The organism is Streptomyces solicavernae (genome assembly GCF_029968095.1).
Lineage (GTDB): Bacteria > Actinomycetota > Actinomycetes > Streptomycetales > Streptomycetaceae > Streptomyces > Streptomyces solicavernae.
Map to the genome: position 1 here is coordinate 167,462 of NZ_JASCIR010000007.1, position 14,818 is coordinate 182,279.

A 14,818-nucleotide genomic window follows, 5' to 3' on the forward strand; every position below is an offset into this window, starting at 1 on the left:
ACCGGCCACATATCGAGACGGGATTGCGGGCCCCGGGCGGCAGCGCGTTGCATCCTCGCGTGGAAACAGAACTGAGGAACCCCAGCACGACCGCGTCGGACGACCGCACCGCCCGGCGCGCCGTCACCGTCTTCCCGGTGCTCGTGCTCGCCGCCGGCGCGCTCGGCCTGCTGATACCCGGGACGTTCGCGGACTGGAAGGCGTCCGTGCCGTATCTGCTCGGCATCGTCATGTTCTGCATGGGCCTGACGATGACCCCGGCGGACTTCAGGGGCGTGGCCAAGCGGCCGTGGGTGGTACTGCTCGGGCTCGCCGCACAGTACCTCGTGATGCCCGGCCTCGGCTGGCTGGTCGCGCACGCGCTCTCGCTGCCGCCCCAACTCGCCGCCGGTGTCATCCTCGTGGGCTGCGCGCCCGGCGGCACCGCGTCCAACGTGGTCACCTACCTGGCTCGCGGCGACGTCGCGCTCTCCGTCTCCGTCACCAGCGTGTCGACCCTGCTCGCGCCGCTCCTGACGCCCGCCCTGACGCTGCTGCTCGCGGGCTCGTTCCTGCCCATCGACGCGGGCGCGATGACCACCGACATCCTGAAGACGGTGCTGCTCCCGGTCCTCGCGGGCCTCGCCGTACGCCTCCTCGCCGGCCGGTACGTGGACCGCGTCCTCGGCGCCCTGCCGTGGCTCTCCGCGCTCACCATCTCGGTGATCGTCGCCGTGGTCGTCGCGGGCAGCGCCGCCGCCATCAAGTCGGCCGCCGCCGTGGTCCTCCTGGCCGTGGTGCTGCACAACGGCCTCGGCCTGACGCTCGGTTACGCGGTCGGCAAGGCCGCGCGGCTCGGTCAGCCCGCCAGCCGCGCGCTCGCCTTCGAGGTCGGCCTGCAGAACTCCGGCCTCGCCGCGTCCCTGGCCACGGCCCACTTCAGCCCGCTCGCGGCCCTGCCCGCCGCGGTGTTCTCGGTCTGGCACAACGTGTCCGGCGCGGTGGTCGCCGCCTGGATGGCCCGCCGCTCGCGCAAGCAGTGACCGGTGCGCAGGGCAAGGCCTCCGCGCATTCGCCGCCTGTCGCCGGGGGCCTTTCTCGTACGTACGACTGCTCAGCTCTCGTACGTACGACTGCTCAGCGCGCGTTCTGGGCCAGGGAGAGCAGGTGGTCCGCGAGGGCCTGGCCGCCGTCGGGTTCGCGGCTGATCAGCATCAGCGTGTCGTCACCCGCGATCGTGCCGAGGATGTCCTGCAGTTCGGCCTGGTCGATGGCGGAGGCGAGGAACTGCGCGGCGCCCGGCGGGGTGCGCAGCACGACCAGGTTGGCGGAGGCCTCCGCGGAGATGAGGAGTTCGCCGGAGAGGCGGCGCATCCGCTCCTCCTTCGCGGACTCCCCGAGCGGGGCGCGCGGGGTGCGGAAGCCGCCTTCGCTGGGCACCGCGTAGATCAGGTCGCCCTCGTTGTTGCGGATCTTGACGGCGTTGAGCTCGTCCAGGTCGCGGGAGAGCGTGGCCTGTGTGACGGACAGGCCGTCGTCCGCGAGGAGTTTCGCCAACTGGCTCTGGGAGCGCACCGGTTGGCGGTTGAGGATGTCCACGATCCGGCGGTGCCGGGCGGTCCGGGTCTGCGGTACCGCGGGTCCGCCCTGGTCCTGACCGGGCTCGTTGTCGCGCAGGCTCATCGTCGTCTCATTCTCCGGATCGTCCGTCCCCGTCGGCCGCGCCCGCCGCCGTGTCGAGGATGCCGGGCAGGGCCTGGAGGAACGCTTCCGTCTCGGCGTCCGTGAGGGTCAGCGCGGGCATCAGGCGGACCACGTCGGGCGCGGGGGCGTTCACCAGGCAACCGGCGTCCTGGGCGGCCTGCTGCACCTTGGGTGCGAGCGGCTCGGTGAGCACGATACCCAGGAGCAGCCCCGCGCCCCGGACATGGCTGACCAGTGCATGCCCAAAACCCTCGATGCCCTCGCGCAGCCGCTCGCCCTGCCGCTTGACGTTGTCGAGCAGCCCGTCCGCCGCGATCGTGTCGAGTACGGCGACTCCGGCCGCGCACGCCACCGGGTTGCCGCCGAACGTCGTGCCGTGCTGGCCGGGCTTGAGGAGGTCGGCCGCGGCACCGAACGCGACGGTCGCGCCGATCGGCAGTCCGCCGCCGAGACCCTTGGCCAGGGTCACGATGTCGGGCTGCACGCCCTCGTGGGCCTGGTGCTCGAACCAGTGGCCGGTGCGGCCGATGCCGGTCTGCACCTCGTCCAGGACGAGCAGCGTGCCGGTCGCGGAGGTGATCTCGCGGGCCGCCTTCAGGTAGCCGGCCGGGGGCACGACCACGCCGCTCTCGCCCTGGATCGGCTCGATCACGACGAGCGCGGTCTCCTCGGTGACGGCCGCCCGCAGCGCCTCCACATCGCCGTACGGGACGTGCGTGACGTCGCCGGGCAGCGGCTCGAACGGCTGCTGCTTGGCGGGCTGGCCGGTGAGCGCGAGCGCGCCCATCGTGCGGCCGTGGAAGCCGCCCTCGGTGGCGACCATGTGCGAACGCCCGGTCAGGCGGCCGATCTTGAAGGCCGCCTCGATCGCCTCCGCGCCCGAGTTGCAGAACAGCACCCGGCCCGCGCGCCCGAAGTGCGTCAGCAGCTTCTCGGCGAGGGTGACGGTCGGCTCGGCGATGAAGAAGTTGGAGATCTGGCCGAGGGTGGCGACCTGGTCGCTGACCGCGCGGACGACGGCCGGGTGGGCGTGGCCGAGGGCGTTCACGGCGATGCCGCCGATGAAGTCGACGTACTCGGTGCCGTCCGCGTCCCAGACCTTCACGCCCTCACCGCGCACCAGCGGGAGGCGCGGGGTGCCGTAGTTGTCCATCAGGGCGCCCTGCCAGCGCTGGACGTACTCCTGGTTGCTGCCGCCGGTCACTGCGCTCCCCCTTCGGTCTCGTCGGTCACGTCGTTCACATCGGTCATGTCGGTTACACCGGTTACGTCGGGCACGTCGGGCACGTCGGGCACGTCGGGCACGACCATCGTGCCGATTCCTTCGTCCGTGAAGATCTCCAGGAGGATCGAGTGCTGGACCCTCCCGTCGATCACGCGGGCCGTGTGCACGCCGTTGCGCACCGCGTGCAGGCAGCCCTCCATCTTCGGCACCATGCCGGAGCTCAACTCCGGAAGCAGCTTCTCCAGTTGGGCGGCGGAGAGGCGGCTGATCACCTCGTCGCTGTTCGGCCAGTCCTCGTACAGGCCCTCGACGTCGGTGAGGACCATCAGGGTCTCGGCGTTCAGGGCGGCGGCCAGGGCCGCGGCCGCCGTGTCGGCGTTGACGTTGTAGACGTGATGGTCGTCCGCGGAGCGCGCGATGGACGAGACGACCGGGATACGGCCGTCCGCGAGCAGCGCCTCGATCGCGCCGGTGTCGATCTCGGTGATCTCGCCGACCCGCCCGATGTCCACCAACTCGCCCTCGATCCGCGGCTGGTGCTTCGTGGCGGTGATGGTGTGCGCGTCCTCACCGGTGAGGCCGACGGCGAGCGGGCCGTGCTGGTTGAGCAGTCCGACCAGCTCGCGCTGCACCTGCCCGGCGAGCACCATGCGTACGACGTCCATGGCGTCCTCGGTGGTGACGCGCAGGCCCGCCTTGAACTCGCTGACGATGCCGTGCCGGTCGAGCGCCTTGCTGATCTGCGGTCCGCCGCCGTGCACCACGACCGGCCTGAGCCCGGCGTGGTGCAGGAACACCACGTCCTGCGCGAACGCGGCCTTCAGCTCCTCGTCGACCATGGCGTTTCCGCCGAACTTGATGACGACGGTCTTGCCGCGGTGCCGGGTCAGCCAGGGCAGCGCCTCGACGAGGATCTGCGCCTTGGGCAGTGCGGTGTGTTTACGAGTGCTCATCGGCTTCTGCGTCCCGGGGTGTTGGCAGGCGTCGGTCAGGAGGAGTAGGCGCTGTTCTCGTGCACGTACTCGGCGGTCAGGTCGTTGGCCCAGATCACCACCGGCTCGGCGGTGCCCGCGGCCAGGTCGGCGGTGATCGCGACCTCGCGGTAGCGCATGTCGACCTTGTCGCGGTCCTCGCCGACGGAGCCGTTCTTGCAGACCCAGACGCCGTTGATGGCGACGTTCAGCCGGTTCGGGTCGAAGGCGGCGGAGGTGGTGCCGATCGCGGAGAGCACCCGGCCCCAGTTGGGGTCCTCGCCGTGGATGGCGCACTTGAGGAGGTTGTTGCGGGCGATGGAGCGGCCCACCTCGACGGCGTCCTCCTCGCTCGCGGCGTTGATCACCTCGATGCGGATGTCCTTGCTCGCGCCCTCGGCGTCGCCGATCAGCTGCCGCGCCAGGTCCGCGCAGACCTCACGGACGGCCTCGGCGAACTCGCCCTGGTCCGGGACGACTTCGGACGCGCCGGAGGCGAGCAGCAGCACCGTGTCGTTGGTCGACATGCAGCCGTCGGAGTCGACCCGGTCGAAGGTCGTACGGGTCGCGGAGCGCAGGGCGGCGTCCAGGGCGGCGGTGTCCACGTCGGCGTCCGTGGTGAGGACGACCAGCATGGTGGCGAGGCCGGGGGCGAGCATGCCCGCGCCCTTTGCCATGCCGCCTACGGTCCAGCCGGCCTCGCTGGTGACTACCGCGGTCTTGTGCACGGTGTCGGTGGTCTTGATGGCGATGGCGGCCTTCTCGCCGCCGTGCTCGGAGAGCTGCGCGGCGGCGCTCTCCACGCCCGGGAGCAGCTTGTCCATCGGCAGGGTCACCCCGATGAGCCCGGTCGACGCGACGGCGATTTCACCCGCGTTCAGGTCCAGGACCTCGGCGACCTTCTCGGCGGTGGCGTGCGTGTCCTGGAAGCCCTTCGGGCCCGTACAGGCGTTGGCGCCACCGGAGTTGAGGACCACGGACTGGACCTGGCCGCCCCCCAGGACCTGCTCCGACCACAGGACCGGGGCGGCCTTGACGCGGTTGGAGGTGAAGACGCCCGCGGCGGCCAGTCGGGGCCCGTTGTTGACCACGAGGGCCAGGTCGGGGTTCCCGTTCTGCTTGATCCCGGCGGCGATGCCCGCGGCCGTGAATCCCTTTGCTGCCGTAACACTCACGGTGCGACTCCGATCGAGGAAAGCCCGGTGGCCTCGTCGAGGCCGAGGGCGATGTTCATGCTCTGCACCGCGCCGCCCGCGGTGCCCTTGGTCAGGTTGTCGATGGCGCTGATCACGATGGCGCGGCCCGCGTTCGCGTCGTACGCGACCTGCAGCTGCACCGCGTTCGAGCCGTACACGGAGGCGGTCGCGGGCCACTGCCCCTCGGGCAGCAGGTGCACGAACGGCTCGTCCGCGTACGCCTTCTCGTACGCCGAGCGGAGCGCGTCCGCAGTCGTGCCGGGTGCGGCCTTGGCGCTGCAGGTGGCGAGGATGCCGCGGGACATCGGGGCGAGCGTCGGCGTGAAGGACACGGAGACCCTTCGGCCGGCGGCCGCGCTCAGGTTCTGGATCATCTCGGGCGTGTGCCGGTGCCCGCCGCCCACGCCGTACGGCGACATGGAGCCCATCACCTCGGAGCCGAGCAGATGCGGCTTGAGCGCCTTGCCCGCGCCGGAGGTGCCGGTCGCGGCGACGATCACCGCCTCGTCCTCGGCGAGCCCGGCGGCGTACGCGGGGGCGAGGGCGAGCGAGACGGCCGTCGGGTAGCAGCCGGGCACCGCGATCCGCTTCGTGCCGTCGAGCGCGGCGCGGGCGCCGGGCAGCTCGGGCAGTCCGTAGGGCCAGGTGCCGGCGTGCTCGGAGCCGTAGAACGTCTCCCAGTCCGCGGAGTTCTGCAGCCGGAAGTCGGCGCCCATGTCGATCACCAGGACGTCCGGGCCGAGCTGCTCGGCGACGGCGGCGGACTGGCCGTGCGGCAGCGCGAGAAACACGACATCGTGGCCCGAGAGCACCTCGGCGGTGGTCGGTTCCAGGATCCGGCCGGCGAGCGGCAGCAGGTGCGGCTGGAGCGCACCGAGGTGCTGTCCGGCGTTGGAGTGGCCGGTCAGGGCGCCGAGCTCCACCTCCGGGTGACCGACAAGCAGACGCAACAGCTCCCCGCCCGCGTAACCACTCGCCCCTGCGACTGCCGCACGTACTGCCATCGGATCCTCCTCGGTGATGGCATGACTATACGTAGCTTCGAAGTTTTATGCAAAAGCGTTCACGGTTCGACGGGAGGTCTGGTCGAGGCATGACGCAGCACGCTCGTCTGCTGAGGGCTGGTGCGGTGGGCGAGCGGTCGTGCGGAGCTCGTTGTCAGTGGTGGCGCGTACGGTCTGAGGCATGACCGATCAGGACGCCAACTCGCCCTCGCTGCACGCCTTCTCGACGTGGCAGCCGTTGCTGCGGCTGCTGCGGGTCTGGCGCGCACCGGGGCCGGACGGCGCATTCTCGTACGCGTCGGGCCGTATCGGGCAGGGCAGTTGGAGCCTGCCGTCGCGGGAGGACGTGCCGCGTACCGACCGGGCCGCGCGGGACGAAGGGGTGCAGGCCCAGGCGGAAGCGGTGGAGCCGGTGCGGCGGGCGCTGGCCGCCGCCGGGGTCGAGGACGTCACGTTCACGGCCGAGTTCTCGGCGGCCGGGCCGCTCACGCTGCGCGTGCTCGGGCGGAGCCCGGCCGTGGAGTCCGGGGTCGGCAGCGCGCATCCGGGGGCGCTGCTGCTGGTGGAGGGCGCGGTTCCGGAGCCCTGGCGCCGGCTGCCCGAGCCTGCGCCGGAGTCCGGGCCCGCCCCGACCGCGGACCCCGGCCTCCTTGAGCGGACCCTGCGGGAGCGGATTCCACCGGGCGCGGTCGGGTCGACGGACGCGGAGCTGGCGGCGGCGGAGGCGCGGCTCGGGGTCCCGCTTCCCGAAGAGCTGAGGGCGCTCTACCGCGTGACGCGTGGGCGGCCGCAGGACTGGGGCGAGGGGTACGAGGCGGTGCTGCGGGCGGACGAGGCGGTCGGCTGCGAACTCTTCCCGCTGGACGAGGTGTATGTCGCGGACGCGGCGTCGCGGCCCACGCTGTGGCAGTTCGGGGCGAAGGAGGCGGTCGTCACCACGGCGGACGACGCGGTGCAGGGCCTGGTCGGCTCGCCCGGCTGGATCGTGTTCGGGGACAACGGCGGCGGGGACCGGATCGCCGTGGACCTCACCCCGGGCCCGCGCGGCCACATCGGGCAGATCATCATGCTCAGCCACGAGTACAACATCGGGGCCGAGCTGATCGCCGACTCACTCACCGACCTGGTCCTGGGGCGGGAGAGCGAGTCGCGCAGCGGCTCCGGACCCGACGCGCCCCCGGCCGTGGCGCACGTCAACTGGCGGAGCCTGCCGAGCGTCGAGGCCGCGGCCCACGCCGGCCTGGAGGTGCTGTCCCTCGGGGTCTGGGAAGCCGAGCCGCTGAGCCTCGCCCCGGCCCTCGGCCTGCCCCGGCTCCGCACGCTCGCGGCGTATCCCGGCACGCTGGCCGACCCGTTGGAGATAGCCGGGCTCAAGGGCCTGGAGTACCTGGAACTCGCCCCGCAGGACTGGCGCGTGCTGCTCGACGCGGGGGCGGTGCCGCGCAGCCTGTCGGCGGCCTCGGTCCTGGTGCGCGGGCAGCAGGACGTGTTGTCCACGGTGGCGCTGGCCAACGAGATCCTGACCCTGTGGGACCGGCCGCAGATCGTGCAGACGGTGCTGGAGGAGGACCTGGGGGCGATGGCTTAGGCGAGGCGGACCTGCGCTGCTCCCGGTCGCGCGGCAAGGGGGTTCGATGGCGTGCTCATGACAGGCGCCTCCACAGGTCTCCTTCAGCCTTGGCTCGTCCGAGCCCAACGTGTTTGCCCGGGGCGGAACTTCAAGCAAAGGTAAGGCGTTGGCAAAGCGATGCGTCGTGTGAGCGCACGTACCAAGAACGGCTAGCCGAGGTGGCACGGATGGCGATGTGGGACCGGATCAAGGACCAGGCCAAGGGTCTGCAGCAGCAGGCAGGGGGAGCGCGCGGCTCCGGCGGCCACGGACAGGGGCACGGACAGCCGGGGGCCGGGGCGAATCCGGGCTCGGAGTCGAGCGGCGGAGGGTCGAAGGCCCAGCTCGTCGGCATGCTCAAGACCCAGCTCACGTCCCTGAAGACGGAGCTGAAGAGCGGGGCGTACCGGGACGCGAGCATGGCCATGTGCGCCCTGGTCGCGGCGGCCGACGGGTCGGTCGACCCGGCGGAGCGGCAGCAGATCGAGTCCCTGATCCTGCAGAACGACGTGCTGCAGAACTTCCCGCCGGAGCAGCTGCGGCAGCGCTTCAACAAGCATGTCGACCAGCTGTCGTTCAACTTCCAGCAGGGCAAGGCCGAGGTCATGCAGGAGATCGCCAAGGCAGCGAAGAAGCCGACGGAGGCCAGGGCTGTCGTGCAGACCGGCGTCGTCGTGGCGGGCGCGGACGGCTTTGTCGCCCCGGCCGAGCAGCAGGTACTGCGGGAGGCGTGCGCGGCGCTGAACGTGTCGCCACAGGAGTTCGGCCTCTGAGCGGCGCCGAGGAACGGCCTGGCCGCAGGCCGTCAGCCCGTTGCCTCGGCCCAGGTGCCGCGTACACCGACGTAGAGCCCGATCTGGCCGACGGACACCGCCAGGTCACCGAGCACGGCACGCAGTCGGCGGCCGGCGAGGAGCGCGACACGCGGACGCAGCGACGGCTACGCCCCGGCCGCCGGTGAGCGGTCGGGGCGTAGCCGTGCGTGGGGAACCGGGATCAGGCGAGCGTCGCCAGCGCCTGGTTGAAGGTGGCCGAGGGGCGCATGACCGCCGAGGCCTTCTTCGCGTCCGGCTGGAAGTAGCCGCCGATGTCCGCCGGGGAGCCCTGCACGGCCAGGAGCTCGTCGACGATGGTCTGCTCCTGCTCGGTGAGCGTCTTGGCGAGCTGCGCGAACGCCTCGGCGAGCGCCGCGTCCTCGGTCTGCTTGGCCAGCTCCTGGGCCCAGTACAGGGACAGGTAGAAGTGGCTGCCGCGGTTGTCGATGCTGCCGAGCTTGCGGGCCGGGGACTTGTTCTCGTTCAGGAACGTGGCCGTGGCGCGGTCCAGGGTGTCGGCCAGGACCTGCGCGCGGGCGTTGCCCGTGCTCTGCGCGAGGTGCTCGAAGGAGACCGCGAGCGCCAGGAACTCGCCGAGGCTGTCCCAGCGCAGGTAGTTCTCCTTGACCAGCTGCTGGACGTGCTTCGGGGCGGAGCCCCCGGCGCCCGTCTCGAAGAGGCCGCCGCCGTTCATCAGCGGGACCACGGAGAGCATCTTGGCGCTGGTGCCCAGCTCCAGGATCGGGAACAGGTCGGTGAGGTAGTCGCGCAGCACGTTGCCGGTGACGGAGATGGTGTTCTCGCCGCGGCGGATGCGCTCCAGGGAGAAGCGGGTGGCGTCGACCGGCGCCAGGATCCGGAGGTCCAGGCCCTCGGTGTCGTGCTCCGCGAGGTACTCGTTGACCTTCGTGATCAGCTGGGCGTCGTGGGCGCGGGTCTCGTCCAGCCAGAACACGGCCGGGTCGCCGGTGGCGCGGGCGCGGGTCACGGCGAGCTTGACCCAGTCCTTGATCGGGGCGTCCTTGGTCTGGCAGGCGCGGAAGATGTCGCCCTCGGCGACCTCCTGCTCCAGGACCACGTTGCCCGCGGTGTCGACCAGGCGGACGGTGCCGGCCACGGGGACCTCGAAGGTCTTGTCGTGGGAGCCGTACTCCTCGGCCTTCTGCGCCATCAGGCCGACGTTCGGGACGGAGCCCATCGTCGCCGGGTCGAAGGCGCCGTTGGCGCGGCAGTCCTCGATGACGACCTGGTAGACGCCGGAGTAGCTGGAGTCGGGCAGGACGGCGAGGGTGTCGGCCTCCTGGCCGTCCGGGCCCCACATGTGGCCGGAGGTGCGGATCATCGCGGGCATGGAGGCATCCACGATGACGTCCGACGGGACGTGCAGGTTGGTGATGCCGTTGTCCGAGTCGACCATGGCGAGCTCGGGACCCGCGGCGAGCTCGGCCTCGAAGGACGCCTTGATCTCGGCGCCCAGGTGCGGCACGGAGTCCAGGCCCTTGAGGATGGAGCCGAGGCCGTCGTTCGCGGACAGGCCGGCGGCGACCAGGACCTCGCCGTACTTGGCGAAGGTCTGCGGGAAGAACGCGCGCACGACGTGGCCGAAGACGATCGGGTCGGAGACCTTCATCATCGTGGCCTTGAGGTGCACGGAGAACAGCACGCCCTCGGACTTGGCGCGGGCGACCTGCTCGGCCAGGAACGCGCGCAGCTCGGCGACGCGCATCACGGAGGCGTCGACGACCTCGTCCTTGAGGACCTTTACGGACTCGCGCAGCACGGTGGTGGTGCCGTCCTCGGCGACCAGCTCGATGCGCAGGGTGCCGTCCTCGGCGATGACGGTGGACTTCTCGGTGGAGCGGAAGTCGTTCTCACCCATGGTGGCGACGTTGGTCTTGGACTCGGGGGTCCAGGCGCCCATGCGGTGCGGGTGGGCCTTGGCGTAGTTCTTCACCGAGGCGGGGGCGCGGCGGTCGGAGTTGCCCTCGCGCAGGACCGGGTTCACGGCGGAGCCCTTGACCTTGTCGTAGCGGGCGCCGATCTCCCGCTCCTCGTCGGTCTTCGGGTCGTCCGGGTAGTCGGGGAGCGCGTAGCCCTGGGCCTGCAGCTCGGCGACCGCGGCCTTCAGCTGCGGGATCGACGCCGAGATGTTGGGCAGCTTGATGATGTTCGCGCCGGGGGTCTTGGCCAGCTCGCCGAGCTCCGCGAGGGCGTCGCCGATGCGCTGCTCCTCCTTGAGGTACTCGGGGAAGACCGCGATGATCCGGCCCGCGAGGGAGATGTCGCGGGTCTCCACGGCGACACCGGCCGTCGAGGCGTACGCCTGGACCACCGGCAGGAACGAATGCGTCGCCAGGGCCGGGGCCTCGTCAGTGTGGGTGTAGATGATGGTCGAGTCAGTCACCGGGTGCTCCGCTCCACGTCTACTGCATCGGTCGGAATTGCTCGACATCAAGATATCTCGTGTCGGGGGCCGGACGGACAGTGGCCCTTCCGCCGAGGGCGAAGCCCAGCCGAATTCCTCGTGACCGGTTCCTGACTCGGCCGCTCCTTCGCCCAGCCGCTCCCCCGCTCAGCCGCTCCTTCGCTCCGCCATTCGCCCGCTCAGCCGCTCCTTCGCTCCGCCATTCCCCCGCTCGCCGCTTCCCGGCTCAGCCCCCGACCCGCAGGCTCCACCGCCCCGCCCGCCCCGTCAGGGCCACCGTCGACAGCGGGCGGACGTCGATGTTCCAGTACGTCGCCGGGGGTGCCTTGAGGGCGTACACGAGGGCGGCCCGTACCACCGCGGGTTCCGCCACCGCGACGACGCGGCCGCCGTCCTCCGCGGGGCGGGTGTCGAGCCACTGGCCGACACGGGCGATGAAGGACAGCAGCGGCTCGCCGCCGTGCGGGGCGGAGCGGGGGTCGGCCAGCCAGGCGTCGACCGCGCCGGGCTCGCGCGCCGTGACCTCCGCCAGGGTGCGCCCGCGCCAGCGCCCCATGTCGCAGTCGCGCAGGGCGACCTGGGCGAGCGGGGCGTAGCCGAGGGCGTCGCCGGTGGCGCGGCTGCGCGGGGTCGGCGAGCAGTAGCGCAGCTCGGCGGCGGCCAGCGGCGCCAGGCCGGGCGCGGCCGCCTGCACCTCGTGCCAGTCGGCCCGGTCGAGCGGCCGGTCGTCGTCGAAGCGCTCGGCGAGCAGGGAGGAGCTGCGGGCGGCGGCTACGAAGGTGACCCGTACATGCATGCCGGCGATCGTGCTGGGAGGAGCTGCGAAGGTCAAGTGGCGGCGATGTGAAGAAACCCCGGTTCAGTGTCTGCCGTGGACCATCCAGGACTCCGGGTCGTCGACGCGCTTGAAGCCGGCCTTCTCGTAGACGCCGTGCGCGTCGGCCGTGGCCAGGAGGATGCGCCGCAGCCCGTACGGCTCAAGCTCCGCACGTACGGCGGCGACGAGGGCGGTGCCGAGCCCCTTGCCGCGGGCCTGCGGGGCCACGTACACATCGCAGAGCCAGGCGAAGTCGGCACGGTCCGTGACGACTCGCGCATAAGCCACTTGTCGCCCCGAACTCTCCTCGTACGCGCCGAAGTTGAGGGATTCGGACATCGCGCGGTCCTGCTTCTCGCGGCTGCGGCCGACGGCCCAGTACGCGTCGGTGGAGAGCCACTCGTACACGCGGTCGGCGTCGATGCGGGCGGGGTCGGGGGAGATCTCGTACCCGGGCACCCCGACCGTCGGGTTCCCGGGATTCATCGTGGTTTCGTGGGTCATGGCGGCAGAGTCGCAGGCGGGGCGGGGTGCGGGCCACCAGATTTCGGGCGGCCCACGGTCCGCCTACCCCAGCACCTCGTCGCACGCCCGCCGCAGCCGCCGCACGCCCTCGGTGATCTCCGCGTCCCCCGCGAGCCCGGCGAAGCTCAACCGGACGTGCCCGGCGGGCGGTTCGGCGCAGAAGTACGGGCGCCCCGGAGTGATCGCGACGCCTGCGCGCAGCGCGGCGCTGACGAGGGCCGCCTCCTGTGCGCCGTCGGGCAGGCGCAGCCACAGGTGGTAGCCGCCGGTCGGGACGTGCGGCAGGTCGAGTTCGGGGACGTCCCGCAGCAGCGCGGTCGTCATCGCGTCCCTGCGGTCCTTCAACTGTGCGGCCACGGACCGCAGATGACGGCTCCAGGCCGGTGACCCGACGAGTTCGAGCGCGGCCTCCTGCAGCGGTCTCGGTACGAAGAAGGTGTCGACGATCTGGATGGCCCGCAGCCGTTCCAGGACCGGCCCGCGGGCCACGAGAGCGCAGACCCGGAAGCTCGGCGAGGTCGCCTTGGTGAGGGAGCAGACGTGGACGACGACGCCGTCCGGGTCGTCGGCGGTGAGCGGGGCGGGCAGCGGCCCGGCGTCCGCGTGCGCGAGGCGGCGTACGAAGTCGTCCTCGACGATGAACGCGCCCGCCGCGCGCGCGATCCGCAGCACCTCGGCGCGGCGGTGCGCGGCGAGCACCGCGCCGGTCGGGTTCTGGAACAGCGGCTGGCAGACGAAGACCCGCGCCCCGGTCGCCTCGAAGGCGGCGGCCAGCAGCTCGGGGCGCACGCCGTCGGTGTCGACCGGCACCGGTACGGGCCGCAGCCCGGCCGCCCGCGCGATCATCAGCATGCCCGGGTACGTGGGCGATTCGACCAGTACGGGCGCACCGGGCGGGGCCAGGGCGCGCAGCGCGGTGGTGAGTGCGGACTGGCCGCCCGCGGCGATCAGCACATCGGACGCGGTGATCGCGCCGCCGCAGCCGCGCGCGAACCACTCCCGCAGCTCCGGGACGCCGTCGAGCGGCGGCCGCGCCCAGGCGCCAGGGCGGCGGCCCGCGCGGGCGAGCGCGGAGGCGAGGGCGCGCTCCGGCTGCAGGGACGCGTGCAGATAGCCGCCGTTGAACTCGATCACCCCGGCGGGCGGCGCGGCCAGGCTCGCCAGGACACCGCTGGCGTCGACGGCGCGCGGCACCGGTTCGGCCGCCGCGTCCGCGCTCAGGGTGAGCTGCTGCCAGGACGTGTCCCCGGTCGGCTGCGCGGCGGTACGCGGCTCGGCGCGGAAGGCGCCGGCGCCGGGACGGGTGACGACCAGGCCCTCGGCGGCGAGCTGGGCGAGGGCGCGCGAGACGGTGACGGGGCTGACCCGGTAGCGGTCGACCAGGGCGCGGCTCGACGGCAGCTTCTCACCCGGAGAGTAGCGCTTCATCTCGCCCCGGAGCAGTTTTGCCAGATCACCGACGCTGCTACGCTCATGCATGACAGCACAGGATAGCGCTACTCCCCCGACACGGATAGCGGTCAGCGCGGCCGAAGGCCCAAGCGGAGCCCCAACCGGAGCCCCAACCGGAGCCCCAAGCGAAGCCGCAACCGAAGGCCCGACCGGAGCCGCAACCGCAGCCGGACTCCGCGGCGGCACCCTGCAGGCCGCGCTCGGCGTCACCGCGTTCTCCCTGACCTTCCCCGCCACCGCCTGGGCCCTCGACGGCTTCGGCCCCTGGTCGCTGGTCGCCGTGCGCAGCGTCCTCGCCGGGCTGCTCGCCGGGGCCTGCCTGCTCGCGCTGCGCGTACGGCTGCCCGAGCGCCGGCACTGGGGCGGGCTCGCGGTCGTGGGCGCGGGCGTGGTCGTCGGGTTCCCGCTGCTCACGACGCTCGCCCTGCAGACCTCGACGACCGCGCACGCCGCCGTCGTCGTGGGCCTGCTGCCACTGACGACGGCGCTGTTCTCCGCGCTGCGCACCGGCGCGCGGCCCCCGCGCACCTTCTGGGTCGCGGCCCTCGCCGGGGCCGCCGCGGTGATCGCCTTCACCGTGCGGCAGAGCGGCGGCGCCGTCACCACCGCCGACCTGTACCTCTTCGGCGCGCTGCTGATCTGCGCGGCCGGGTACACCGAGGGCGGCCGGCTCTCCCGGGTGATGCCCGGCTGGCACGTCATCGGCTGGGCCCTGGTGCTCTGCCTGCCGCTCGCGGCGGTCGCCACCTGGATCGCCGTCGGCCTGGAACCGGTGCACCTGACGGCGCGCAGCGTCGCGGGCATGGCCTGGCTCGCGGTCGGCTCGCAGTGGTTCGGCCTGATCGCCTGGTACCGGGGCATGGCCGCGATCGGCATCCCCAAGGCCAGCCAACTCCAGCTCGCGCAGCCCCTGTTGACCCTCGTGTGGTCGGTCCTGCTGCTCGGCGAGGCCATGACGTGGGCCGCACCGCTCACCGCCGTCGCCGTACTCGTCTGCATCGCCGTCACTCAGCGCGCGCGAGGCTGACCCCGACCGTTGACGCGCCCATACAGCACCCCCCGCCGTAGACTTACGGCCACGGATCGCTCACCGGAC

The 14,818-nt window shown here is 72.3% G+C and carries 13 protein-coding genes; 4 read left to right on the forward strand and 9 right to left on the reverse strand.

The annotated features are described in order from the left end of the window. Window positions 1-59: 59 nt before the first annotated feature. Window positions 60-1,022: a bile acid:sodium symporter family protein gene (locus tag QIS99_RS11515; protein ID WP_282513078.1), complete on the forward strand. Its 963-nt coding sequence runs from the start codon at window positions 60-62 to the stop codon at window positions 1,020-1,022. 94 nt (window positions 1,023-1,116) lie between these two features. On the opposite strand, the gene QIS99_RS11520 is transcribed toward QIS99_RS11515, so the two are convergent. The 5 genes from QIS99_RS11520 to argC are packed head-to-tail and all read right to left on the reverse strand — an operon-like array spanning window position 1,117 to window position 6,079. Continuing rightward, window positions 1,117-1,662, reverse strand: a complete 546-nt coding sequence (locus tag QIS99_RS11520) for an arginine repressor (RefSeq protein ID WP_282513080.1) — start codon at window positions 1,660-1,662, stop codon at window positions 1,117-1,119. A 7-nt stretch (window positions 1,663-1,669) separates the two neighbouring features. After that, the gene (locus QIS99_RS11525; RefSeq protein ID WP_282513082.1) at window positions 1,670-2,887 is read right to left on the reverse strand and encodes an acetylornithine transaminase; all 1,218 of its coding nucleotides are present in this window, start codon (window positions 2,885-2,887) and stop codon (window positions 1,670-1,672) included. Continuing rightward, complete coding sequence (gene argB / locus QIS99_RS11530) at window positions 2,884-3,861, reverse strand: acetylglutamate kinase (RefSeq protein WP_282513084.1); 978 nt, start codon at window positions 3,859-3,861, stop codon at window positions 2,884-2,886. Before argB ends, QIS99_RS11525 begins: the two co-directional genes overlap by 4 nt. A gap of 35 nt (window positions 3,862-3,896) precedes the next feature. After that, the gene (gene argJ / locus QIS99_RS11535) at window positions 3,897-5,054 is read right to left on the reverse strand and encodes a bifunctional glutamate N-acetyltransferase/amino-acid acetyltransferase ArgJ (protein WP_282513086.1); all 1,158 of its coding nucleotides are present in this window, start codon (window positions 5,052-5,054) and stop codon (window positions 3,897-3,899) included. Further along, the gene (gene argC, locus QIS99_RS11540) at window positions 5,051-6,079 is read right to left on the reverse strand and encodes an N-acetyl-gamma-glutamyl-phosphate reductase (RefSeq protein WP_282513088.1); all 1,029 of its coding nucleotides are present in this window, start codon (window positions 6,077-6,079) and stop codon (window positions 5,051-5,053) included. The genes argJ and argC overlap by 4 nt, the downstream gene beginning before the upstream one ends. 181 nt (window positions 6,080-6,260) lie before the next feature. Between argC and QIS99_RS11545 the strand changes: the two genes are divergently transcribed. Further along, on the forward strand, window positions 6,261-7,667 hold the full coding sequence (locus QIS99_RS11545) for an SMI1/KNR4 family protein (protein WP_282513090.1): 1,407 nt from the start codon (window positions 6,261-6,263) through the stop codon (window positions 7,665-7,667). Window positions 7,668-7,876: 209 nt separating this feature from the next. Next, a complete protein-coding gene (locus tag QIS99_RS11550; RefSeq protein ID WP_282513092.1) occupies window positions 7,877-8,461 on the forward strand; it encodes a tellurite resistance TerB family protein in 585 nt (194 codons plus the stop codon). Between the two features lie 223 nt (window positions 8,462-8,684). Here QIS99_RS11550 and QIS99_RS11555 read toward each other — a convergent pair whose 3' ends face one another. The 4 genes from QIS99_RS11555 to QIS99_RS11570 form a co-directional block, all read right to left on the reverse strand. After that, entirely contained in the window at window positions 8,685-10,907 is a 2,223-nt protein-coding gene (locus tag QIS99_RS11555) for an NADP-dependent isocitrate dehydrogenase (RefSeq protein WP_282513094.1), read from the reverse strand. 247 nt (window positions 10,908-11,154) lie between these two features. Then, on the reverse strand, window positions 11,155-11,724 hold the full coding sequence (locus QIS99_RS11560) for a histidine phosphatase family protein (protein WP_282513096.1): 570 nt from the start codon (window positions 11,722-11,724) through the stop codon (window positions 11,155-11,157). A gap of 63 nt (window positions 11,725-11,787) precedes the next feature. Continuing rightward, window positions 11,788-12,249 carry a GNAT family N-acetyltransferase gene (locus QIS99_RS11565; protein ID WP_282513098.1) on the reverse strand — a complete coding sequence of 154 codons (462 nt, stop codon included), beginning with the start codon at window positions 12,247-12,249 and terminating at the stop codon, window positions 11,788-11,790. 63 nt (window positions 12,250-12,312) lie between these two features. Beyond that, on the reverse strand, window positions 12,313-13,908 hold the full coding sequence (locus tag QIS99_RS11570) for an aminotransferase-like domain-containing protein (protein ID WP_408909528.1): 1,596 nt from the start codon (window positions 13,906-13,908) through the stop codon (window positions 12,313-12,315). A gap of 1 nt (window position 13,909) precedes the next feature. Between QIS99_RS11570 and QIS99_RS11575 the strand changes: the two genes are divergently transcribed. Further along, window positions 13,910-14,749, forward strand: a complete 840-nt coding sequence (locus QIS99_RS11575; protein ID WP_408909533.1) for a DMT family transporter — start codon at window positions 13,910-13,912, stop codon at window positions 14,747-14,749. Window positions 14,750-14,818 lie beyond the last annotated feature (69 nt).

What these genes read in the sequence shown, in the direction of transcription:
- QIS99_RS11545 (WP_282513090.1), top strand. Translation starts at nt 6,261, where the DNA reads ATGACCGATCAGGACGCCAACTCGCCCTCGCTGCACGCCTTCTCGACG.
- QIS99_RS11550 (WP_282513092.1), top strand. Translation starts at nt 7,877, where the DNA reads ATGGCGATGTGGGACCGGATCAAGGACCAGGCCAAGGGTCTGCAGCAG.
- QIS99_RS11560 (WP_282513096.1), bottom strand. Translation starts at nt 11,724, where the DNA reads ATGCATGTACGGGTCACCTTCGTAGCCGCCGCCCGCAGCTCCTCCCTG.
- argB (WP_282513084.1), bottom strand. Translation starts at nt 3,861, where the DNA reads ATGAGCACTCGTAAACACACCGCACTGCCCAAGGCGCAGATCCTCGTC.
- argC (WP_282513088.1), bottom strand. Translation starts at nt 6,079, where the DNA reads ATGGCAGTACGTGCGGCAGTCGCAGGGGCGAGTGGTTACGCGGGCGGG.
- QIS99_RS11565 (WP_282513098.1), bottom strand. Translation starts at nt 12,249, where the DNA reads ATGACCCACGAAACCACGATGAATCCCGGGAACCCGACGGTCGGGGTG.
- QIS99_RS11520 (WP_282513080.1), bottom strand. Translation starts at nt 1,662, where the DNA reads ATGAGCCTGCGCGACAACGAGCCCGGTCAGGACCAGGGCGGACCCGCG.